Source organism: Actinosynnema sp. CA-299493 (genome assembly GCF_050946825.1).
GTDB lineage: Bacteria > Actinomycetota > Actinomycetes > Mycobacteriales > Pseudonocardiaceae > Actinosynnema.
Window position 1 is genome coordinate 31,497 of record NZ_CP191993.1, and the last position, 19,588, is coordinate 51,084.

General features: G+C 71.9%; 22 protein-coding genes and 1 tRNA gene. 10 read left to right on the forward strand and 13 right to left on the reverse strand.

What is annotated here, in order from left to right; translation table 11 throughout:
* Positions 1-72: 72 nt before the first annotated feature.
* On the reverse strand, positions 73-1,266 hold the full coding sequence (locus ACQPYE_RS00145) for an FHA domain-containing protein (protein ID WP_498718456.1): 1,194 nt from the start codon (positions 1,264-1,266) through the stop codon (positions 73-75).
* Between the two features lie 116 nt (positions 1,267-1,382).
* Here ACQPYE_RS00145 and ACQPYE_RS00150 point away from each other — a divergent pair.
* The 3 genes from ACQPYE_RS00150 to ACQPYE_RS00160 all read left to right on the forward strand — a co-directional run bounded on the left by ACQPYE_RS00150 (position 1,383) and on the right by ACQPYE_RS00160 (position 3,178).
* A tRNA-Leu gene (locus ACQPYE_RS00150) sits at positions 1,383-1,468 on the forward strand.
* 445 nt (positions 1,469-1,913) lie between these two features.
* Positions 1,914-2,531 carry a hypothetical protein gene (locus ACQPYE_RS00155; RefSeq protein ID WP_123744805.1) on the forward strand — a complete coding sequence of 206 codons (618 nt, stop codon included), beginning with the start codon at positions 1,914-1,916 and terminating at the stop codon, positions 2,529-2,531.
* A 14-nt stretch (positions 2,532-2,545) separates the two neighbouring features.
* Positions 2,546-3,178 carry an SDR family oxidoreductase gene (locus ACQPYE_RS00160; RefSeq protein ID WP_498718457.1) on the forward strand — a complete coding sequence of 211 codons (633 nt, stop codon included), beginning with the start codon at positions 2,546-2,548 and terminating at the stop codon, positions 3,176-3,178.
* Here the strand turns inward: ACQPYE_RS00160 and ACQPYE_RS00165 are convergent.
* From ACQPYE_RS00165 to ACQPYE_RS00175, 3 genes are read right to left on the reverse strand one after another with little or no spacing between them, the layout of a single operon-like run.
* The gene (locus tag ACQPYE_RS00165; RefSeq protein WP_498718458.1) at positions 3,133-3,675 is read right to left on the reverse strand and encodes an anthrone oxygenase family protein; all 543 of its coding nucleotides are present in this window, start codon (positions 3,673-3,675) and stop codon (positions 3,133-3,135) included. The two genes, ACQPYE_RS00160 and ACQPYE_RS00165, sit on opposite strands and share 46 nt — an antisense overlap.
* A 46-nt stretch (positions 3,676-3,721) precedes the next feature.
* Positions 3,722-4,339, reverse strand: a complete 618-nt coding sequence (locus tag ACQPYE_RS00170) for a TetR/AcrR family transcriptional regulator (protein WP_498718459.1) — start codon at positions 4,337-4,339, stop codon at positions 3,722-3,724.
* 41 nt (positions 4,340-4,380) lie between these two features.
* A complete protein-coding gene (locus tag ACQPYE_RS00175) occupies positions 4,381-5,658 on the reverse strand; it encodes a D-arabinono-1,4-lactone oxidase (protein WP_498718460.1) in 1,278 nt (425 codons plus the stop codon).
* Between the two features lie 73 nt (positions 5,659-5,731).
* On the opposite strand from ACQPYE_RS00175, the gene ACQPYE_RS00180 reads away from it, so the two are divergent.
* Complete coding sequence (locus ACQPYE_RS00180; RefSeq protein ID WP_498718461.1) at positions 5,732-6,919, forward strand: amino acid deaminase/aldolase; 1,188 nt, start codon at positions 5,732-5,734, stop codon at positions 6,917-6,919.
* Between the two features lie 28 nt (positions 6,920-6,947).
* Here ACQPYE_RS00180 and ACQPYE_RS00185 read toward each other — a convergent pair whose 3' ends face one another.
* Both ACQPYE_RS00185 and ACQPYE_RS00190 read right to left on the reverse strand, forming a co-directional pair.
* The gene (locus ACQPYE_RS00185) at positions 6,948-7,862 is read right to left on the reverse strand and encodes an IS982 family transposase (protein WP_498718462.1); all 915 of its coding nucleotides are present in this window, start codon (positions 7,860-7,862) and stop codon (positions 6,948-6,950) included.
* A 61-nt stretch (positions 7,863-7,923) separates the two neighbouring features.
* Positions 7,924-8,538 carry a TetR/AcrR family transcriptional regulator gene (locus tag ACQPYE_RS00190; protein WP_498718463.1) on the reverse strand — a complete coding sequence of 205 codons (615 nt, stop codon included), beginning with the start codon at positions 8,536-8,538 and terminating at the stop codon, positions 7,924-7,926.
* A 119-nt stretch (positions 8,539-8,657) separates the two neighbouring features.
* On the opposite strand from ACQPYE_RS00190, the gene ACQPYE_RS00195 reads away from it, so the two are divergent.
* The 3 genes from ACQPYE_RS00195 to ACQPYE_RS00205 are packed head-to-tail and all read left to right on the forward strand — an operon-like array spanning position 8,658 to position 11,939.
* Entirely contained in the window at positions 8,658-9,917 is a 1,260-nt protein-coding gene (locus ACQPYE_RS00195) for a family 1 glycosylhydrolase (protein WP_498718464.1), read from the forward strand.
* 47 nt (positions 9,918-9,964) lie between these two features.
* Positions 9,965-11,137, forward strand: a complete 1,173-nt coding sequence (locus ACQPYE_RS00200; RefSeq protein ID WP_498723092.1) for an MFS transporter — start codon at positions 9,965-9,967, stop codon at positions 11,135-11,137.
* Between the two features lie 10 nt (positions 11,138-11,147).
* Entirely contained in the window at positions 11,148-11,939 is a 792-nt protein-coding gene (locus tag ACQPYE_RS00205) for an SDR family NAD(P)-dependent oxidoreductase (RefSeq protein WP_498718465.1), read from the forward strand.
* A gap of 268 nt (positions 11,940-12,207) precedes the next feature.
* On the opposite strand, the gene ACQPYE_RS00210 is transcribed toward ACQPYE_RS00205, so the two are convergent.
* Complete coding sequence (locus ACQPYE_RS00210; RefSeq protein ID WP_053714584.1) at positions 12,208-12,570, reverse strand: hypothetical protein; 363 nt, start codon at positions 12,568-12,570, stop codon at positions 12,208-12,210.
* Between the two features lie 13 nt (positions 12,571-12,583).
* The gene (locus tag ACQPYE_RS00215) at positions 12,584-12,931 is read right to left on the reverse strand and encodes a hypothetical protein (protein ID WP_498718466.1); all 348 of its coding nucleotides are present in this window, start codon (positions 12,929-12,931) and stop codon (positions 12,584-12,586) included.
* Positions 12,932-13,183: 252 nt separating this feature from the next.
* On the opposite strand from ACQPYE_RS00215, the gene ACQPYE_RS00220 reads away from it, so the two are divergent.
* The 3 genes from ACQPYE_RS00220 to ACQPYE_RS00230 all read left to right on the forward strand — a co-directional run bounded on the left by ACQPYE_RS00220 (position 13,184) and on the right by ACQPYE_RS00230 (position 15,797).
* Positions 13,184-14,506: an NsdA family TPR-like regulatory protein gene (locus ACQPYE_RS00220; RefSeq protein ID WP_498718467.1), complete on the forward strand. Its 1,323-nt coding sequence runs from the start codon at positions 13,184-13,186 to the stop codon at positions 14,504-14,506.
* A complete protein-coding gene (locus ACQPYE_RS00225; protein ID WP_498718468.1) occupies positions 14,472-15,416 on the forward strand; it encodes an aminoglycoside phosphotransferase family protein in 945 nt (314 codons plus the stop codon). Before ACQPYE_RS00220 ends, ACQPYE_RS00225 begins: the two co-directional genes overlap by 35 nt.
* Before the next feature lie 96 nt (positions 15,417-15,512).
* Positions 15,513-15,797 (forward strand): hypothetical protein, encoded by a 285-nt coding sequence (locus ACQPYE_RS00230; RefSeq protein ID WP_498718469.1) that lies wholly within the window; start codon positions 15,513-15,515, stop codon positions 15,795-15,797.
* Between the two features lie 132 nt (positions 15,798-15,929).
* Here ACQPYE_RS00230 and ACQPYE_RS00235 read toward each other — a convergent pair whose 3' ends face one another.
* The 5 genes from ACQPYE_RS00235 to ACQPYE_RS00255 all read right to left on the reverse strand — a co-directional run bounded on the left by ACQPYE_RS00235 (position 15,930) and on the right by ACQPYE_RS00255 (position 19,523).
* Positions 15,930-16,952 carry a CopD family protein gene (locus tag ACQPYE_RS00235; protein WP_498718470.1) on the reverse strand — a complete coding sequence of 341 codons (1,023 nt, stop codon included), beginning with the start codon at positions 16,950-16,952 and terminating at the stop codon, positions 15,930-15,932.
* Complete coding sequence (locus ACQPYE_RS00240; protein WP_498718471.1) at positions 16,949-17,509, reverse strand: copper resistance CopC family protein; 561 nt, start codon at positions 17,507-17,509, stop codon at positions 16,949-16,951. The genes ACQPYE_RS00235 and ACQPYE_RS00240 overlap by 4 nt, the downstream gene beginning before the upstream one ends.
* Positions 17,506-18,261: a YcnI family copper-binding membrane protein gene (locus ACQPYE_RS00245; RefSeq protein WP_498718472.1), complete on the reverse strand. Its 756-nt coding sequence runs from the start codon at positions 18,259-18,261 to the stop codon at positions 17,506-17,508. The genes ACQPYE_RS00240 and ACQPYE_RS00245 overlap by 4 nt, the downstream gene beginning before the upstream one ends.
* Before the next feature lie 49 nt (positions 18,262-18,310).
* Complete coding sequence (locus ACQPYE_RS00250; RefSeq protein ID WP_498718473.1) at positions 18,311-18,835, reverse strand: hypothetical protein; 525 nt, start codon at positions 18,833-18,835, stop codon at positions 18,311-18,313.
* Positions 18,836-19,091: 256 nt separating this feature from the next.
* Positions 19,092-19,523: a DUF6474 family protein gene (locus ACQPYE_RS00255; protein ID WP_498718474.1), complete on the reverse strand. Its 432-nt coding sequence runs from the start codon at positions 19,521-19,523 to the stop codon at positions 19,092-19,094.
* Positions 19,524-19,588: the final 65 nt, after the last annotated feature.

Consider the following 19,588-nt stretch of genomic DNA (forward strand, 5'->3'; position numbering starts at 1 on the left):
GTTGTAACCGCTCCTGACTTGAGTGCCGTCACGCCTTCGCCCGGATCGACCCGTCCGAGGACGACCCGGAGGTCAGCCCTGGGTGCGGTAGACCAGCGAGGAGTGGCCGATGCGGACGACGTCGCCTTCCGCGAGCTGCCAAGTCTGCACTGGTGTGCCGTTCACCGTGGTGCCGTTTGTCGAACCGAGATCAGCGAGCATGGCACTGTGCCCGTCCCACGTGATCTCCAGGTGCCTCCTGGAGACCCCGGTGTCGGGAAGTCGGAAGTCCGCTTCCTGGCCGCGGCCGACCACGTTGCCGCCCTGCTTGAGGTTGTAGGTGCGGTTGGAGCCGTCGTCCAGGTGCAGCGTCGCGTTCAGCTGCCGGGGGCCCGACTGGACCGCCGGCGGCGCGTAACCGCCCTGCGCCGGGTCGCCGTAGCCCTGCTGCCCGTAACCGGGCTGCTGGCCGTAACCCTGGTCGTAGCCGGGCTGCTGCCCGTAACCCTGGTCGTAACCGGGCTGCTGGCCGTAACCCGGGTCGTAGCCGGGCTGCCCGTAGCCGGGCTGCTGCTGGCCGTAACCCTGGTCGTAGCCCTGCTGCTGGCCGTAGCCCTGCTCGTAGCCGGGCTGCTGCTGGCCGTAGTTCTGGTCGTAGCCGGGCTGCTGGCCGTAGCCCTGGTCGTAACCGGGCTGCTGCTGCTGGCCGTAGCCCTGCTCGTAGCCGGGTTGCTGCTGCTGACCGTACCCCTGCTGGTCGTAGCCCTGCTGCTGCTGGCCGTAGCCGCCCTGTGCATAGGGGTCGTAGGCGGGCTGGCCCTGTCCTTGTCCGTAGCCGGGAGGCTGGCTCATGGATCCGTCTCCTGCAGTGCGAGGTGGTGCTGACCGTCGGCTGGCAACTTTCACGTCGGGGTCGACGGACGAGCTGGTTCGGAACTGTCCCGTGTGCAGCGCGTCGGAGCGCTCCAGGGAGACTACGACGTCACCATAGGTGTCCCATCCGCTCTCTTCGAGGTGCTCCCGGATGGAGTCCCCCAGAAGCTGGGTGATGCGTAGTTCATCCTGCCCGTCCCCGGCAAGCCGATCGTGGTCCTGCGGACCCAGCAGGACCGTGAAGTGGTTCGGAGCGAGCAACCTGCCACCCGCCAACTCGCGGATGCTGCTCTCCGCCTCCCGCTGCAGTGCCTGGGCCACTTCCTGCGGTACGACGTTGCCACCGAACACACGCGCGAAGGTGTTGCCGACGATGCCTTCGAGACGGCGCTCGAAGCGCTGTACGAGGCCCACGGCAACCCTCCGACCCGGTCGACTTCTAAGACCGATCGTATCCGGGCTGACGTGGTGGGACACGGGGCAGTTGGTAACCCGGACGGGGACCATGCTAGTGTTCTCCACGTCGCTCCGGGCGAGTGGCGGAATGGCAGACGCGCACGGTTCAGGTCCGTGTGTCCGAAAGGACGTGGGGGTTCAACTCCCCCCTCGCCCACCAAAACCATGAAGTCCCATCCACGGTCGTGGGTGGGACTTCATGGTTTTTCGACTTTTCGGCCCCGGCGGACGCGTGATGTCTGTCACCCGCACGGCCGCGGCCGAACGTGGTGGCTCCAGGGCGGTCGGTCGATTTCACGCGGCGAGCGGTCGTGCTGCGGTGGGCGGGGCGGTTGCCGGGCCCGGTCCGGCGGTCGTTCCAGGCGAGCGACGCACACGCTGAGCAGTCTTCCGGGCTTCGCGGACCGCCGGGGTCACCCAGACGGCAGCACCGCCGGACCGAAGTTCCCCCGGCGGTCGCCGACCGGTTACCGACCGCTCGACGCCGCCGATCGCAGGACGCCTTTTGCCCTTGGGGTGCGACCGGTCCCACCTGGTACGCCTTACCCAGAGCACGAGTCGAAACGCGGCGGACAGCCCGTCGTGGTTGCCGAGGAGGCCCTGGCGTGAGCAGCACACCAGCACGGATCGCGGACACCGATGACACCAGGGCGCTGTCGGCGACCGCTGTTCCGGTTCCCGAACTGCCCGGTTCCGTCGAGGAGCTGGCCGCCTCCGCGGCGGTGCGCCTCGGCTGGCACGGCGTGGTGCTGCCCGAGATGGTCCTCATGGGGCGCAAGGTGATCGTGGTGGCGGAGCTGCTGGCCGACGCGCACGCCGAGCGGCTGTGCCTCGGGGCGGCGCCGGAGACCGACCGCGCCACGGTGTCCACCTGGGTGTGGCCGGAGATGGACGGCCGCGTGCCGCCGTCCGCCGTGCGGATCGTCGGCGTCCTGGCGGTGGCCCGGCACTGGCGGACCGCGCTGGCCTCGGCGGTGCCGTTCGCCCGCTTCGGCAACGCCGCCGCCGTCCTGCCGACGTCGGTCGTCTTCACGCACGACTACCTGGCCAACTGCCTGCCCCGGGTGCGCCGCTACGGCGTCTCGGTCCTGCTGGCCGACGAGGAGCTCCAGCTGAGCACCGACGTCGCCGGCCGCAACGAGACCGTGCCGGTCGAGGACACCGCGACCACCCGTTGGGTGAACGAACTCGTGTACGAGCGGGTGCTGGCGACCGCGTCCTGACCTACGGTCGGACCATGCGGGTAGTGATCGCGGGCGGACACGGCAAGATCGCGTTGCGGGTGGAGCGGCTGTTGGCCGCGAGGGGGGACGGCGCCACGGCGCTGGTGCGCAACCCCGACCACCACGCGGACGTGCTGGACGTGGGCGGTGTCCCCGTCCACTGCGACCTGGAGGCGGCCGACGTCGCCTCGGTCGCGGAACTGCTGACCGGCGCGGGCGCGGCGGTCTTCGCCGCCGGCGCCGGACCGGGCAGCGGGGTGGCGCGCAAGGACGCGGTGGACCGGGCCGCGGCGGTGTTGTTCGCGGAGGCGGCGCAACGGGCGGGCGTGCGCCGGTTCGTCCAGATCAGCGCCACCGGCATCGGCCGCACCACCGGTGACGAGGTGTTCGACGCCTACCTGGCGGCGAAGGGCGCCGCCGAGGAGGACCTGCGCGAGCGCGATCTGGACTGGACGATCCTGCGGCCGGGCCGGCTGACCGACGACGAGCCGACCGGCCACGTGGAGCTCGCCGAGAAACCGCTACGGGGTTCCGTACCGCGAGCCGACGTGGCGGCCGTCGTCGTGGCCCTCCTGGACCGCCCCGGCACCGTCCGCCGCACCTACGAGCTGATCTCCGGGGACACCCCGATCGCGGACGCCTTCTGACCGTCCCCCGCGCCCGGCCGTGAGCGGGTGGCGACCCAGATGACCAGGAGGAACGCCGCCAGCGCGGTGAGGGTGCGCACGACGTTGAACGCCTCCCACCGGTGCAGGGCTTCGGCGTGGTCGGCCGGTGGGGTCGTCACGGCCCACTCCTTGATCCGGCCGTTGATGGGCACGTTGCCGAACCGCGTGACCAGGAACGAGGTCACCACGAGCGCGCCCGCGGTCGCGGCGGCCCGGCGTGCCCCGCCCCGGGTCAGGACGGCCAGGGCGATCGAGCCGACCGCGGCCAGCGCCATGGTGCTCTGCACGACCGGGCCGTTCACCCGCATCAGGGCCGAGTGGAACGTCAGCCGCACGTCGAGGGGCACGGTGTTGAACGTGCTGACGAGGTTGACGGCGCCGTAGCCGAAGGTCCCGGCCAGCAGCCCGGTGGCCAGCAGTGCCAGTCGCGCGGTGAGCCTGGTGGCGCAGGCGTTCCCTATTTGCTGAGTAGTCACTCAGTAAATGTAGCCCGGGAAGCCGCGACTCGTCCGCGACGAGCGGTCAGGGGGCGAGCAGGGCCGGCAGGAGGGTGTCGGCGATGCGCGCGCTGTCCACGGCCGGCGCGTCGGCCCCGCTCAGGTGCCGGAACACCGCCCGCTGGTAGGCGGCGCCGACGATGACCAGGGCGGCCGGCGCCAGGTCCAGGTCGGCGCGCACGCGGCCGAGCCGCTGTTCTTCGGTGAGGTAGTCGACGATGGGCAGGAGCGCGCGTTGCGGCCCGACCGCGCCGTCGGCGCCCCGTTCCGCGAAACGCGCGCGCAGGTCGCCGTCGGCCTGCACGGCCGCGAGGATCGGCGCGATCCGGCGGTAGTACGCGTCGAGCCCGTCGAGCAGGCGGGCGAGGTTGTCGCGCAGGCTGCCGTCGCCGGCGTGGCGCAGGACCTCCTCCGCCACGTCCCGGTACAGCGGCAGGTGCAGCCGCACCACGGCCTGGAGCAGCCCGAGCCGGTCGGTGAAGTGGTAGAAGATGCTCGACTCGGCCGCGCCCGCCCGCCGGGCGATCTCCCTGGTCGACAACCGGGCGACGCCCGCCTCGGCGAGGATCGCCTCGGTCGCCGCCAGGATGGCCTCGCGCACGCCCGTCCCGGGACGCCCGCGTCCCCTGTTGCCGCCGGTCACCCGGTCATCCTGCCCGAGGCCGGCCGGTGTCCCGTCGCCGGTCAGCCGAGGACGCGGTCGAGGTAGGCGTTGGTGAACTTGCCGGTCGGGTCGACCTCGTCGCGGACCCGGCGGAAGTCGTCGAAGTGCGGGTAGCGGTCGCGGAGGGCGTCGGCCCGGAGACCGTGCACCTTGCCCCAGTGCGGTCGCCCGCCGACCGCGCCCGCGATCCGCTCGAAGGCGTCGAAGTACCGCCGGTACGGCATCCCGAGGTACTGGTGCACGGCGATGTAGGCCGTGTCGCGCCCGTGCGCCGTGGACAGCCAGATGTCGTCGCCCCGGGCCACCCGCACCTCGACCGGCACGATCACCCCGTGCTCCAGGCCGCCGACGGCCGCCCGCAGTTCCCGCAGCACGTCGTGCAGCGCCGCCCGCGGCACCGCGTACTCGGCCTCCACGAACCGCACCCGCCGGGGCGTGACGAACACGCGGTGCGACACGTCCCGGTAGTCGCGCTCCGACAGCAGCGACCCGCACACCCGGTTGAGCGCCCTGGTGGTCGACGGCACGGCCTTCGCCAGCTTGCAGACCAGCCCGAACGCGCCGTTCTCCATCACCTCGTACTCGTAGAACCGGCGCAGCGCCGACAGCGGCGCGGCCGGTTCGTCGACCCGGTTGTTCCGCTTCACGATCACCCGGTCGGAGTGCGGGAACCAGTGGAACTCCACGTGGTCCTCCACCGCCGTCAGGTGGTCGAACTCCTCCAGCACCGCGTCCAGCCGGCCGGGGGACTCGCGGGCGTGCAGCACGAACGAGGGCACGCACCGCAGCGTGACCGTGCTGATGACGCCCAACGCGCCGAGCCCGACCCTGGCCGCGTGGAACAGCTCGGGCCGCTCGTCGGCCGAGCACCGCGCCGACGACCCGTCGGCGAGCACCAGTTCCAGCGCCACCACCTGCGTCGCCAGCCCGCCGAGCTTCGCCCCGGTGCCGTGCGTCCCCGTCGAGATCGCGCCCGCCACGGTCTGCGCGTCGATGTCCCCGAGGTTCGCCATGGCCAACCCGAGCACGTCCAGCAGCGCGTTGAGCTGGTGCAACGTCGTGCCCGACCGGACCGTCACCAGGGGGCCGGCCACGTCCACGATCCCGGTCCACGCGTCGAGGTCGAGCGCCACGCCGGGCGCGACCGCGATGCCGGTGAACGAGTGCCCGCTGCCGCGCGGGCGGACACTGGGAGCGCCCACCACGACGGAGGCGATCTCGTCGACGCTCGCCGGGTGCTCGACCCGGTGTGGGTTCGCGGACGCCGTGCGCGCCCAGTTCGTCCACGGGGTCGCCATGCACACCTCCGGATGTGACGCGGTCCACGAACCGTAGGTGAAAGCTATTCACCTTTCAAGTACGGTGAGGCCCATGCAGCACCGCACGCGCCTGGACGTCGCGACGGAGGAGCACGACCCCCCGTTCGCGATCGTCGACCTGGACGCCTTCGACAGCAACGCGGCCGACCTCGTGCGCCGCGCGGGCGGGCGGCCGATCCGGGTGGCGAGCAAGTCCGTCCGGGTCCGCGCGCTGCTGGAACGGGTGCTCGCCCGGCCCGGTTTCGCGGGCGTCATGTGCTACTCGCTGGCCGAGGCGCTGTGGCTGTCGTCGGTCGACCTCGCCGACGACCTCCTGGTCGCGTACCCGACCGTCGACCGGGCGGCGCTGGCCGAGCTCGCCGAGGACGACAAGGCGCGGGCGAGGACCACGATCGTGGTCGACTCGACCGAGCACCTCGACCTGGTCCACGCCGTGCTCGGCCCCGACCACCCCGAGATCCGGGTGTGCCTGGAGCTGGACGTGTCGTGGCGACCGGTGCCCGGCCTGCACATCGGTCCGCGCCGGTCACCCGTGCACACGGCACGTGAAGCGAGCGCCCTGGCCGAGGCGATCGCGCGCCGGCCGGGGTTCCGGCTGGTCGGCGTGATGGCCTACGAAGGCCAGATCGCGGGCCTGGGCGACCAGCCGCCGGGCAAGCCGTTGCGCGGCGCGGCCCTGCGCTGGATGCAGCGGCACTCCGCCGCCGAGCTGGTCGAGCGCCGCACCGCCGCCATCGCCGCCGTGCGCCGGGTCGCCGAGCTGGAGTTCGTCAACGGCGGCGGCACGGGCAGCCTGGAGATCACCGCCGCCGACCCGTCGGTCACCGAGGTCGCGGCCGGTTCCGGGCTCATCGGCCCGACCCTGTTCGACGGCTACCGCGGCTTCCGGCCCAAGCCTGCCGTGCTGTTCGCGCTGCCGGTCGTGCGCAGGCCGAAGCGCCACGTGGCCACCCTGTTCTCCGGCGGCTACATCGCCTCCGGCACCGCGACCCCCGACCGCCAACCCAGCCCGTACCTCCCGGTCGGGCTGAAGCTGCTGCCGATGGAGGGCGCCGGCGAGGTGCAGACCCCGGTGGTGGGCCGGGCGGCCGACTCGCTGCGCGTCGGCGACCGCGTGTGGCTGCGGCACGCCAAGGCGGGCGAGCCGGCCGAGCGGTTCACCCACTACCACGTCGTGCGTGGCGACGTGGTCGAGCGGACCGTGCCCACCTACCGGGGCGAGGGGCACTCGTTCGGCTGAACTCCGCCTAGATGATTGATTCCAAGGGTTAGTGGTCGTAGGCGGTCAGTGATCGTTTGACGGGTTGGCCGGTGTGGTCGTTGTGCCAGATGGCGGCGGTCAGGGCGAGGATGCGTTGCAGGACGCGGACGATGACCCCTGCGGGTGTGCGTCCGCCGTGTCGTTCGAGGTCGAGTTGGGCCTTGAAGGTCTGGTTGATCGACTCGATGGTCTGGCGCAAGGGCTTGAACAGTGCCGCGCCGGGCCGTTCTGCCTCGCTTTTGCGGGCGGGGCGCAGCAGCCGGAGGCCGGTGTCGGCCAGGTGCTGTTCGAAGTCGCGGCCGTAGTACTGCCGGTCGGCGATGAGGACCTGGCCGGGACGCTCGGCCGCGAGCGCGGGGTCGGTGTCGAGGATGTCGAGCAGGGTGGTGCGTTCGTCGGCCTTGGCGCCGGTCAACGCGAAGGCGACCGGCAGCCCGCCCAGGGTGCAGACCAGGTGCAGCCGCAGGCCCCAGAAGAAGCGGGAGTGGGAGGCGCAGTAGCCGTATTCGGCCCATCCGGCCAGGTCGGAGCGTTGCGTGGTCTCCCGGGAGCGTCCGCACTCGACCGGTGTGGAGTCGGCGACCCACACGTCGTCGGTCCACAGCGTGGTGTCGACGGCCAACAGCCGGATGACCGCCTTGACCAGGCCGGACGCCTTGCGCAGCCGCTTGTTGTAGCCGGGCTGTAGGGGCAGGTAGCGGAACAGGTGCCCCAGGTGGGCGCGGGCGTGGCGTAACCAGCGGGCCTCGCTGGTGAAGCCGAGCAGGGCCTGCATCACCGCCAGGGTGACCAGTTCCGCGTCGGTCAGGACGGGTCGCAGGCCGACCTTCGGACGCCACGGTGCGAGGTGCGGCGCGGCCTTCAGCAGGTCGTCGGTTCTGACGTAGAGTGCGGTCGCGAGGGTGTCAATGTCGGTCGTCACAACCCGTACATCGACACCCTCGCCCCGCATCTCCAGGTGCCTACCCCTTGGAATCAATCATCTAGCTGGGGAGCCGGGTCGACAGGTACCCGCGGACCAGCGCCTTGGCCTCGTCCAGGATCCGCTGGTCGCCGGCCGGGTCGCGGCGGAACGCCAGGTTCAGCACGCCGTCCGCGGCCTCGACCGCGATCGAGATCGGCAGCTGGAGCTCGGCGAGCGGGATGTCGAACTTGGCCGAGATCATCTCCGCGAGGCTGTCGGAGATGACCGTGTTGTTGTCGCGCCGGTCGTCGAGCAGCCGCATGTCGACCACGTCGCCGAAGTGCAGCTTCGAGAACGCGGGCACCTCGCGGTGCATCGAGACGTACACGTCGAAGATCGAGTCGACGGCGTCCCACCAGTGCGCGAGGGTCGTCGAGGTGAACCGGCCGTCCACCGTCTGGATGAACTTCTCCAGGTTGCGCAGGGTCAACGCCTGCACGACCGCCCGTTTGTCGGGGAAGAACTGGTAGAGCGAGCCGACCGCGACACCAGCGCGCTCGGCGATCAACGTCGTGGTGACTCCGTCGTAGCCGACCTCCTCGATGAGCTGTGCGCAGGCCTCGAGCATCCGCTCGACGCGCTTGGCGCTGCGCTGCTGCACCGGCTGACGGCGCAGCGGGGTCGTACTGGTCACGGCGACTCCTGCTGAGTGGGTGGCGGGTCTCCATAGTGCCCGGTAATGGACCTTTCCACTTCACTTCGCGGTGCAACACGCCTACGATCCGAATGACTTTCATGTTCTGGGAGGCTCGTGTGACCGTGTCCGATGACTTCCCGGGTGTCGACTTCCTGGGCGCCGACGGCCTCCTCTGGGGTGTGTCGACCTCCGCCTTCCAGATCGAGGGCTCGTTCACCGCCGCCGGCAGGCGACCGTCCACGTGGGACGCGTTCCCGGCGTTCGAGGGCCACGACGCCGCCGCGGCGTGCGACCACTACCGCCGCTACCGCGAGGACGTCGGCCTGATGCGGTCCCTCGGCGTCGGCGCCTACCGGTTCTCCGTGTCGTGGCCGCGGGTGCTCGCGGGCGACCTGGTGTTCTACGACCGGCTGGTGGACGAGCTGCTGGAATCCGGCATCGCGCCCGTCGTGACGCTGTACCACTGGGACACGCCGCTGGCCGTGGAGGAGGCGGGCGGCTGGCTCGACCGCGACACCGCGCACCGGTTCGCCGAGTACGCCGAGCGGGTCGCCGCGCGCCTGGCCGACCGGGTCGCGATGTGGATCCCGATCAACGAGCCCGCGATGGTGACGCTGCTCGGGTACGCCACCGGGCAGCACGCGCCGGGCAAGGCGCTGCTCTTCGACGCCCTGCCGACCGCCCACCACCTCAACCTGGCCCACGGGCTCGCCGTGCAAGCGCTGCGTTCCGCCGGAGCGCGCGCTGTGGGCACGGCCAACAACCACACGCCCGCCTGGCCCGCCTCCCCGGCCGACGCGTCCGCCGCCGAGGCCTACTCCGACCTGCACAACTGGCTCTACGCCGACGCGCAGCTGGCCGGCCGCTACCCGGACTCGCTGGCCGACCGCTTGCCGATCGTGGACGGCGACCTGGCGATCACCTCCGCGCCGCTCGACTTCTACGGCATGAACTACTACAACCCCACCCGGCTGCGGCTGCCGGCCGAGGGCAACCCGCTGCCGTTCGAGCTGGTGGAGGTCGAGGAGTACCCGAAGACCGGCTTCGGCTGGCCGGTGGTGCCGTCCGGGCTGTCGGAGGTGGTCTCTTCGTTGCGGGATCGATTTGTCGACCTGCCGCCCGTGTACGTGACGGAGAGCGGGTGCAGCTACCCGCACTCGCTCGACGACACCGAGCGGATCGCCTACCTCGACGCGCACATCGCGGAAGCCCTGAAGGCGGACGTGCGCGGGTACTTCGTGTGGTCCTTGATGGACAACTTCGAGTGGGACTCGGGGTACTCGCAGCGGTTCGGCCTCGTCCACGTCGACTACGACACCCAGGAACGCACCCCGCGCGCCTCGTACGAGTGGTACCGCGATCGGATCGGGAAGTGACCGCGGAGGCGTTGGCGGAACCGGTCGTCCCGGTCCGCCGGTCGTGGATGACCTGGCTGTTCCTGGCCAACCTCGGCCTCTGGCTGGCGATCTACGCGCCCATCCAGGTGCTGCTGCCGCAGCAGGCCGAATTGCTCGACTCCACCGCCAAAGAAGCGGTGTTCGGCCTGGTCACGGGCGTGGGTGCGCTCGTGGCGCTGGTCGCGAACCCGGTGATCGGGCTGTCGTCGGACCGCACCACGTCCCGGTTCGGCCGGCGGCACCCGTGGACGCTCGCGGGCGCGCTCCTCGGCGCCGCCGGCCTGGTGGTGCTGTCGTCCGCGTCCTCCGTCGGTGTGCTGGTGACCGGGTGGTGCCTGGTGCAGGCCGGGCTGAACGGGATGCTCGCCAGCCTCACCTCCGCCGTGCCCGACCGGGTGCCCGTGCGGCAGCGGGCCAAGGTGGGCGGGTTGGTCGGCGTCTCCCAGATGCTCGGCACGGTGCTCGGCGCGGTCGTGGTGACGGTGCTGGTCAGCGGTCTGGCGAACGGGTACCTGGCGTGCGCGGCGCTGGTCGTGGCGGGCGCGCTGGCGTTCGTGCTGATCACCCCGGACGTCCGCTTGCCGCCCGCCGCCCGCCCGGCGCTGCGGTGGCGCGAGCTGTGGGTGTCGCCGAGGCGGCACCCGGACTTCGCCTGGGCGTGGTGCGCGCACTTCATGATCAACCTGGGCAACGCGTTCGGCACGCTCTACCTGCTGTACTTCCTCGGCGACGTGGTCCGGCACCCGGAACCCGAGAACGGCCTGCTGGTGCTGATGCTGCTCTACGGCGTGGCGCTGGCGATCGGCGCGTTCGCCGTCGGCGTCCACTCCGACCGCACCGGCCGCCGCAAGCCGTACGTGCTGGTGGCGGCCGGCGTGATGGCCGGCGCGGCGTTGCTGCTGGTGGCCTGGCCGACGTGGGCCGCCGCGCTGGTCGCCGCGCCGCTGCTCGGGTTCGGCTTCGGCGCGTACTGGGCGGTGGCGCTGGCCCTGCTGACGCAGGTGCTGCCCGCCGCGTCGGACCGGGCCAAGGACCTCGGCGTGCTCAACACCGCCAACTCGCTGCCCCAGGTGATCGCACCGCTGCTGACGACGTTCGTGCTGGCCTCCCTGGGCGGGTACCGGGGGTTGTTCGCCGTGTCGGCGGTCGCCACGCTATGCGCGGCGGTGTTCGTGACCAGGGTTCGTTCGGTGGCTTAGGGGGAGTCCGTTGCGGTTGGCGGGTAAGGCGGTCGTGGTGACCGGCGCGTCGCAGGGCATCGGCGCGGCGACGGCCTCGACGCTCGCGAGGCGCGGATCGGTTGTCGTGCTCGTGGCACGCGGCGCTGAAGCGCTGGATGAGCAGGTCGAACGGATCACGGCGACCGGTGGGCGTGCGCTCGCCATGACGGCGGACCTCGCGGACGTCGACCAGATCCACGCGCTCGCCGATCGGGTGCTCGCCGAGGTGGGCGTGCCGGACGTGCTGGTCAACAACGCGGGGGTGGGCCGCTGGCTGTTCCTCGACGAGACGCCGACGCCCGAGCTGACCGGCATGATCGCCCTGCCGTTCACCGCGGCGCTGCACCTGACCAGGGCGTTCCTGCCCGGGATGCGGGCGCGCGGCTCCGGCCGGGTGGTCAACGTCAACTCGCCGGTGTCCCGGCTGCCGATCCCCGGCGCGACCGGGTACGCGGCGGCCCGCTACGCGCTGCGCGGGATGACCGCGGCGCTGCGGATGGACCTGCGCGGCACCGGCGTCGGGGTGAGCGAGGTCGTGCCCGGCAAGGTCAGCAGCCGGTACTTCGTGAACAACCCCGGCGCGGAGGAGCGCATACCGGCGCTGGCCAGGGTGATCCCGACCGTGACGCCGCAGGACGTGGCCGCCCGGATCGCCGAGGTGGTGGAGCGGGAGCGCGACGAGGTGGTGTTCCCGTGGCAGCTCAAGGCGTTCGACGTGGCCGGCCGGCTGTTCCCCGGGCTGACCGGCTACCTGACCTGGCGCACCGGCACCCACCGCTGAACGCCCTCTCACGTGCCAACGGCCCCGATGTCCGCGCGGGAGGTGCGGACATCGGGGCCGAAGTGGTGCCCGCGGACCAGTGTCGGTCGGGGAGGGAAGGTGTGCACAACACCGGCCCGCGGCTGTCTGTGTAGTTGTCGAGCGGCGGAGCTTGAGCTGGCCGGCGGTCCGTTCGTCGCGGTCGGGGGTTCGCACGTCCCGGACCGCCGGCCAGTAGGCGGGTGCTCGACCTGGTCGCGTCGGGGGAACGACAGGTCGGGACCGCCCGTCAGTGGGCTCGAACCACCATTCCCCGGCGCGAACGCGTGACAGGAGGCGTCACCGGCGCCGATCGGAGGTGTCGAGCCGGGCGCGGGGCCAAACCGCCCGCGACCAGGTGTTCGTACGCGGCGCGCCACACCGAGCAGGGACTCTTCTGCTGCCGCCACCGCCCGGAGCACTCGGGGCAGTTGCCCTTCTCGTCCGGTTCGTGCGCGGCGAGCAGGGCCCGCCACCCCTCGGTCAGCCGAGGGAGCTCGGAACGTGCCACCGACAGGAGGGACGGGGCGTCGGCCTCGTTGGCCAGCTCTGTGAGCAGGTCCAACCGCTCCCACACCGCGTTGCGAAGAACTTGTCCGAGGATCTCGTCCACCGAAACGTCACCGTCACCTTTCCGCCTGCTCGGCGGCCTCACGTAGCGCGGCCCTGAGTTGTACGAGTTGGTCGGCCGAGAGGACCGCCGTCTCGCCGGGAGGACCGACCAGGACCACGCGGCCCCGGTCGACCATCACGGTGAGGCAGCGCTCCCGGTCGACCACGTCGCTGCAGCGAATCCGCCACCAGCGACGGTGCCCGGTCGTGCCGCGCCATCCGGAGCCGAGGTCGGTCGACTCCTGGACGGACTGGGGTGCGGGAGAGGAGTGGGTCGCGGCGACGGCAGGCGCTGCCGGCCCACCCGGGGTGGTCACCGCCCGCTCGATCAGGTCCACAACCACGTTCCTCTCCGTGCTCACTCGCTTACCGGAACTCAGATTGCGATGATTCAACCCGGATCGGGACGTCATAGCGCTGGCCGGTGGTCGTTCCACGGTAAGCGGTCAGTGGAGTTCGGCAGGGCCGATCAGCCTCGCCGATCGGTACTTCTCGCAGTCGGGGGAGTGCCCCTACTCTGCCGTTGACGCCCAAAGGACTGTGAGGGGGCGCAATTGAACACCATCGGTTCGCCAAGCTCTCCTGTTACCCCAGACGTCTGGGACCAGCAGGAGATGCGTGACGCCCTGGCCAGACGAGAGATCAGCGCGGTCTACCGGCTGCTCCGACGGCACGGTGTCTCGCAGCGCCAGATCGCGGCGCTGACGGGCCAGTCGCAGTCCGAGGTCTCGGAGATCCTCAAGGGACGCCAGGTCATGGCCTACGACGTCCTGACGCGGATCGCCACCGGCTTGGGCGTCCCAAGGGGGTACATGGGTCTCGCTTACGACGAGGCCACGGCAGTGAGGGTGGCCGCAACGGCGGAGTCACCCCATTCTGAGGAGGACGAGTCGGTGAAGCGAAGGAAGTTCCTCGCGCACGCCGCCGCCATCACCGTCGGCGCGGCCGTGTTCGGTACGGACTCCGGGTCTTGGGCTTCGTCGCCCGCGCAGACTCCGGCCCCTGGCCGCATCGGCATGACCGACGTCCGACAGGTCGAAGCGGCCACCAGGGCGTTGCGCACGCTCGACTACCAGTACGGCGGCGGCTCGTGCCGCGACGCGGTGGTCGCCCAGCTCTCGTGGGGCCAGCAGATGCTCGGCGCGAACGCGACCGACCTGGTCAAGGAACGCCTCTACGTCGCGCTCGCCGACCTGCACAACCTGGCCGGGTGGACCTCGTTCGACACCGGCCTGTACGACTCGGCCCGCAACCACTTCGGCCAGGCGCTGGGCCTCGCGAAGCAGGGGCGCAAGGAAGAGCTCGTGGCGAACATCCTGTACCGGATGGGTCGCGTCTACCTGCACCAGAACGCGCCGGACGACGCGTTGAAGGTGTTCCAGCTCGGCCAGCTGGCCGCGCAGAACTCCGGCTCGGAGCTCGCCGTCGGCATCCTGTGCGCCAACGAGGCGTGGGCCTACGCGAAGATGGGCTCCGACGACCAGGCGTTGAAGCTGCTCGGCCGGGCGCGCGACGAGTTCGCCCGCGCCAACATCGGCGAGGCGCCCGCGTGGGCGAAGTTCTTCGACGCCAACGACCTGTCCGCGATGATCGGCACCGTGCACACGGAGCTGGCGCAGACCGTGGACTCGAAGTACACGCGCACCGCGGTGCCCGCGTTGACCAAGGCCATCGGCGGCTACGGCGAGGACATGACCCGCAGCCGGTCGTTCAACCTCACGGCCCTGTCGATCAACCACCTGCTGGACGGCGACATCGACCACGGCGCGCGGCTCGGCCGGCAGGCGATCGAGCTGTCCGAGGGCCTGAAGTCGGTCCGCACGAAGGACCGGATGAAGCCGTTGCAGCACGAAGCCGAGAAGCGCCGGAACAACCCGGACGCCCGCGAGCTGGCCGATCGCCTTGCCAAGTTCACCGGCAACGACAGCGCGGCCTGAGCCGCGGGGAGCCGACGTCCTGGACGGCAGGTTCACCTCCGCCGCGCTGACCGCCGTGCTGGAGCGGCTGTGCGCCGAACTGGGGTTGGCGCACCGAGGCGCGCGGCTGGTGAAGTTCACCAGCAACGCCGTGTTCGAGCTGCCCGTCGACCGGGTGGTGGTGCGGATCGTCGGCTCGACGACGCTGCGCCACCGCGCGGCCAAGGTGGTCGAGGTCGCGCGGTGGCTCGCCGCGCACGACGTGCCCGCCGTGCGGCTGGTAGAGGACGTGCCGCAGCCGTTGGCGATCGGCGACCACCTGGCCACGCTGTGGCACGCGGTGCCGTCCGGCGGCAGGCCCGTCGACGGCCGCGACCTGGGCCGGGTGCTGCGGCAGGTGCACGCGCTGCCCGCGCCGGGGTTCGAGCTGCCGCGCTGGACGCCGCTGGACGACGTGCGCCGGCGCCTCGCGGACGCCGAGGAGCTGTCCGCGCCGGACCGCCGGTTCCTGGAGGAGCGGTGCGCCGAGGCCGCCGACCGGCTGGCCGGGCTGCGGTTCGCGCTGCCGCCGGGCGTGGTGCACGGCGACGCGCACCTGGGCAACCTGATCCCCAGCCCCGACGGCCCGGTGATCTGCGACTTCGACTCCACCAGCTTCGGGCCGCGCGAGTGGGACCTGAGCACCCTGCCGGTCGGCGTCGCCCGCTTCGGCCACCCCGCCGAGTGGTACCGGCAGCTGGCCGACGAGTACGGCTTCGACGTCGTCCGGTGGGCCGGTTTCCGGGTGTTGCGCGAGGTCAGGGAGTTGAAGCTGACCACGAGCGTGCTGCCGATCATGCGCAGCCACCCCGGTGTGCGCGACGAGCTGCACAGCCGGCTCAAAGCGTTGCGCGTGGGCGACACCACGACCCCCTGGACCCCTTACCGCTGACCGCGTGGGCGTGGGGGAACGAATCGGTAACACCCGGCGCGCTCGTGACGACTGAGGCATCGAGGGATGGCGTGACGGGGTCGGCGAGGTGTGCGAGTGGTCGGGAATCTGCCGGTGTTGCGGCGAAGGCGAGCCCTGCGGGCCGCCCGCATGTTGGACGAGGTCGTGGACACCCAATTGCCGTTCCTGGCGTCGTTCGACGAGCAGCGGCGGCGCCGCTCGGCGACCTACCTGGCCGAACTGGTGAAGCTCGCGCGGGACTACCGGTACTTCGCCAACGGGTGGATCGACGCCAAGGAGCTCGAACGGCGCGGCCAGGACGCGATGGCGGCGCTGACCCTGCTGCGCGAGGACACTTCCGCCCGACCGATCACCGACTAGCGCGTTCGGCGCAGCTCATCGCACCGAACGGACCACTCGCCGACGGTCGGCCGCGCCAGGCGCGCGGCGTGCCCCGCGGCCGTGATCGAACCGCCTGCCGGCGGCCCCGGCAGGAACGCCGGGGCCGCCGGGTCAGGTGACCGGCGCGCGGGAGAGCACGACCGCCAAGCCGAACGCGATGCCCATGATGGCCAGTTCCACCGCGGCCCAGCCGACGATCGCCGTCGTCTTGTGCTGCGCGATGTGCGGCAGGAACCGCCACCGGATGTTCGCGCCCAGCACGGCCAGCAACGCGGCGCACACGACCTTGCCGATCAGGATCAGGCCGTACGACGTGGTGAACAGCGAGCCCGGCAGGCCGATGACCGGGTTGAGCGCCAGTTCCAGCAACCCGTTGAACAACCCGGTCACCGACACGAGGACCAACGCGATCGTGGCCAGCTTCGAGAACTTCGGCAGCGCCTCGGCCAACAACCCCCGGCGGTGCGCGACCAGCACGACCAACGCCGCCAGGCCGCCGGTCCACGCCGCCGCGCCGAGCACGTGCAGCTCCATCGAGATCATGGAGTAGTCGTGGTACTTCCAGTTCGACGCGTGCCCCGTCACCGGCAGCGGCAGCAGGCCGAACATGGAGATCAGGATGCGCAGCTCCGCCGGCACCGACTCGCCCCGGCGCACCGCCATCACGCCGATCCACAGGTACACCAGCGCGCACACCGCGCTGAACAACAACCCCTGCCCGGCGCCGACGCGCTGCACGTAGTCCACGACCATCGGCATGGTCAGTTCCGCGTCCGGGCGCGTTTCGTACGCCCGGATCACGATCGACAGCAACGCGGTGAACGCCCACACCGCCGCCGCGACCACGGCGGCCGGCCGGGCGAGGCGCATCACCGGTTCGGTGAGGGCGGGCCGGCTGAACCCGAGCAGCTTCGGCAGCAGCGAGAGGCCGACGACGATGGTCGCGGACAGGTCCAGCAGCGTCCGCACCAACGGGTGCGCGAACCGGAACACCACCCCCGGCTCGGCCACACCCACCGCTTCCGGCGTGGTGGACAGGCCCAGGCCCAGGAAGGCGCCGACGGCTCCGCCCGCGAGCAGGCCGCCGACGACCCAGTACCTGTTCGCGGTGGTGGTGGTCCGGTTCACGGTCATCGTCCGGTGTTCTCCTTGGCGTCGCCCGCGCCGCCGCGCAGCGCGAGGAACGCGCCACCGCCCAGCAGCACCGCCGCGCCGACGATCCACACCCAGATCGGCACGCCGCCCCCGCCGGACGACGTGGAGCCGGAGCCCTCGGCGTTCGACGCGGCGGGCGCGGGCGTGCCGTCGCCCGCCGTCGTCAGGGTGAACTTGAGCGAACCCGTCACCGGGTGCCCGTCTGCGGAGAGGATCCGGTAGCCGACGGTGTACTCGGCGGCCGGGCCCAGCGGGCGGACCGGGAAGACGACGCTGGTGTCCTTGACCGTCGGCTCGCCGTCCGCTTCCCAGCGCGTGCCCTCGGGCCCGGTCACGGTGACGGTGTTGAACTTCTCACCGGCCTGCACGGGCTGGTCGAAGGTCAGCGTGATCGTCGCGGGTCCGGCCGCCAACTGCGATCCGTCCTTGGGATCGCTGCTGACCAGCACGTTGTGCGCGAACGCCGGTGCGGCCGTGCCGAGCGCGACCGCGCCCGCGACGAGGCCGGTCAGCAGCAGCGAGACGACGCGCCTCATGCCGTCGGCTTGCCCGCGCGACGGGACCGCAGCACGGCGCCCGCGCCCAAACCGAGCCCCAGCGCGCCGACCACCAGGCCGGCGCCGCCCAGCCAGCGGGCCGTGTCGTCGGTCGAGCCGGCCGCCGCCGCGTCGTGGTCGTCGGCGACCGCCGTCGCGGTGGCCGTGCCGTGCGCGTCGCCGCCGGTCTTGGCGACGAGCTTCAGCACGGGCGCGGGGCGTTCCGGCTCGTCGGCGCCCTCGGCGGGCGGCGGCGCGTTCCAGTCGACGACCTCACCGCTGTCGTAGGTCTGCTTGGTGGGCAGGATCAGCTGGTCGGTGTTGTCCGGCAGCGGCCCGATGGACAGGTCGAACTCGTTGAACTGGTTGGGCTCGATGCGGCTGCCCGGGTCCGCGGTCCAGGTGACCGTGCGGACGGCCTCGGTGACCTCGCGGCCGTGGCTCTTGACCGGCGTGGCCAGCTTCTCCTTGACCGCCTCGACCTTCCAGCCCGGCGTCGGCTTGGTGCTGACCGAGGCCAGCGGGTACTCGGCGGGCAGGGTCAGCTCCAGCTTGACCGTGCCCGCGTCGGGGCGTTCGTTGGGCACGCGCAGCGTGACCTTGGTGTACCCGCCCTGCACGGCGTCCTTCGGCGTGGACGCGGTGACGTGGGCGGACGCCATGCCCGCGGTGGTCAGCGCGAGGATCGCGGCGGCGCCGAGCACGGCGCCGCCCTTGGCGAGCGTGCGCGCGCCAAATCGCTTTGTCGACATGAAGTTGTGGCTCCTGAGACCTGAGGTGGTGTAGCGGGGACCCGGGTGATCAGGAACGAGGGGGACCGCGGCGGCCGTGCACCCGCCGCAACACCACGTCGACCAGCATGTCCGCCGTCGACGAGGGGGTGGGCGCCCACAGCGCCCCGGCCGGCACGGCCGGCGAGTGGGGCGGCGGCAGCAGCCTGGTCACCAGGCCGGTGAGCGCGTGCAGCGCGGCGTCGGCGCGGGCCAGCAGCAGGCCGGTGAGCAGGGCGGCGACCACGTGCGCGGCGGTCATGGCGGTCGGGCTGAACCCGAGGCCGGGCCCGTCGGCGACGTGGTGGCCGAGGTTGAGCAGCGCGTGCTGCCCGAGCTGCGCGGCGCCCAGCGTGGCCAGGATCGACCACGGTCGCCGGCCGCGGTCGGCGACGGCCGTGCCCGCGAAGGCGACCAGCAGCGTCAGCGGCAGGGCCGGCGCGAACTCGGTGACCGAGCCGCCCGCCGCGCCGTGCGCGGTGACGCTGAGCGCGGCGGAGGTGACGGCCAGCAGAACGGCCCGCGCGAGGCGGTGCGGTGCTGGCCGGTCGGTCACACCCCAGAGCGTAGGAGGTCGCGCCGCCCCGGCGGCAGCCCCCACGGTCGAGGGTGGGTTCGCGCTGCTCCGAACGGGGGTTCGGGTTACCCGTGACGGCCGAGGGCGGACAGGCCGAAGAGCTTCTGCCCGGGGTTCCGAAGGCGGATCGACCGGGCGGCACGGACCGCGTGGTGTCCGGTGCCGCTACGGCCGCAGCCCGCTCGGCCGTGACGACGAGCCGCCGGCCCGTGGGCGGTCCACGCCGTCGAGGAGCTCACACGCCGAGGCGTTTGAGCAGGTCGGCTTCCATCGCGTCCAGGTCGACCGAGACCGCGCGGTGCGCCGCCTTGCGCCGCGGCGCGGGCATCCGCTCCGACGCCCGCACCGCGGCCAGCAGCTGCGACAGCCGCTTCTCGGTGTCCTGGACGTAGGTCGGCTCGGTGTCCCGGAGCTGGGCGAGCGCGTCGGCGAACCCGACGATCCGGGCGTGCAGGCGCGCGCCCTTGCCCGAGTACCTGGTCAGCTGGTCGACCGGCACGCCGAGCCGGGAGGCCCGGTAGCGGTCGTAGCGGTCGCCCAGGAGCGCGGCGGCCCGGGCCGCGACCGGCGCCATCACCGGGATCAACGTCGGCGCCAACACCTTGGCCACGCCCACGAGGTTCTTCGCCCTGCTCGGGGTGAACCCCTTGCCCTTCTCACGCGCCATGGCCGGACCTCCTCACCCTGAACCCTAGAGCCGTTCCGGCAAAAGATCGACTCGACTCCGCGAGG

Bases quoted from the DNA above. Each gene is read 5' to 3' on its own strand.
- ACQPYE_RS00160 (WP_498718457.1), top strand. From the start codon at position 2,546: ATGCGGGTAGTGATCGCGGGCGGACACGGCAAGATCGCGTTGCGGGTG.
- ACQPYE_RS00175 (WP_498718460.1), bottom strand. From the start codon at position 5,658: ATGGCGACCCCGTGGACGAACTGGGCGCGCACGGCGTCCGCGAACCCA.
- ACQPYE_RS00180 (WP_498718461.1), top strand. From the start codon at position 5,732: ATGCAGCACCGCACGCGCCTGGACGTCGCGACGGAGGAGCACGACCCC.
- ACQPYE_RS00200 (WP_498723092.1), top strand. From the start codon at position 9,965: ATGACCTGGCTGTTCCTGGCCAACCTCGGCCTCTGGCTGGCGATCTAC.
- ACQPYE_RS00220 (WP_498718467.1), top strand. From the start codon at position 13,184: ATGCGTGACGCCCTGGCCAGACGAGAGATCAGCGCGGTCTACCGGCTG.
- ACQPYE_RS00235 (WP_498718470.1), bottom strand. From the start codon at position 16,952: ATGACCGTGAACCGGACCACCACCACCGCGAACAGGTACTGGGTCGTC.
- ACQPYE_RS00240 (WP_498718471.1), bottom strand. From the start codon at position 17,509: ATGAGGCGCGTCGTCTCGCTGCTGCTGACCGGCCTCGTCGCGGGCGCG.
- ACQPYE_RS00245 (WP_498718472.1), bottom strand. From the start codon at position 18,261: ATGTCGACAAAGCGATTTGGCGCGCGCACGCTCGCCAAGGGCGGCGCC.
- ACQPYE_RS00255 (WP_498718474.1), bottom strand. From the start codon at position 19,523: ATGGCGCGTGAGAAGGGCAAGGGGTTCACCCCGAGCAGGGCGAAGAAC.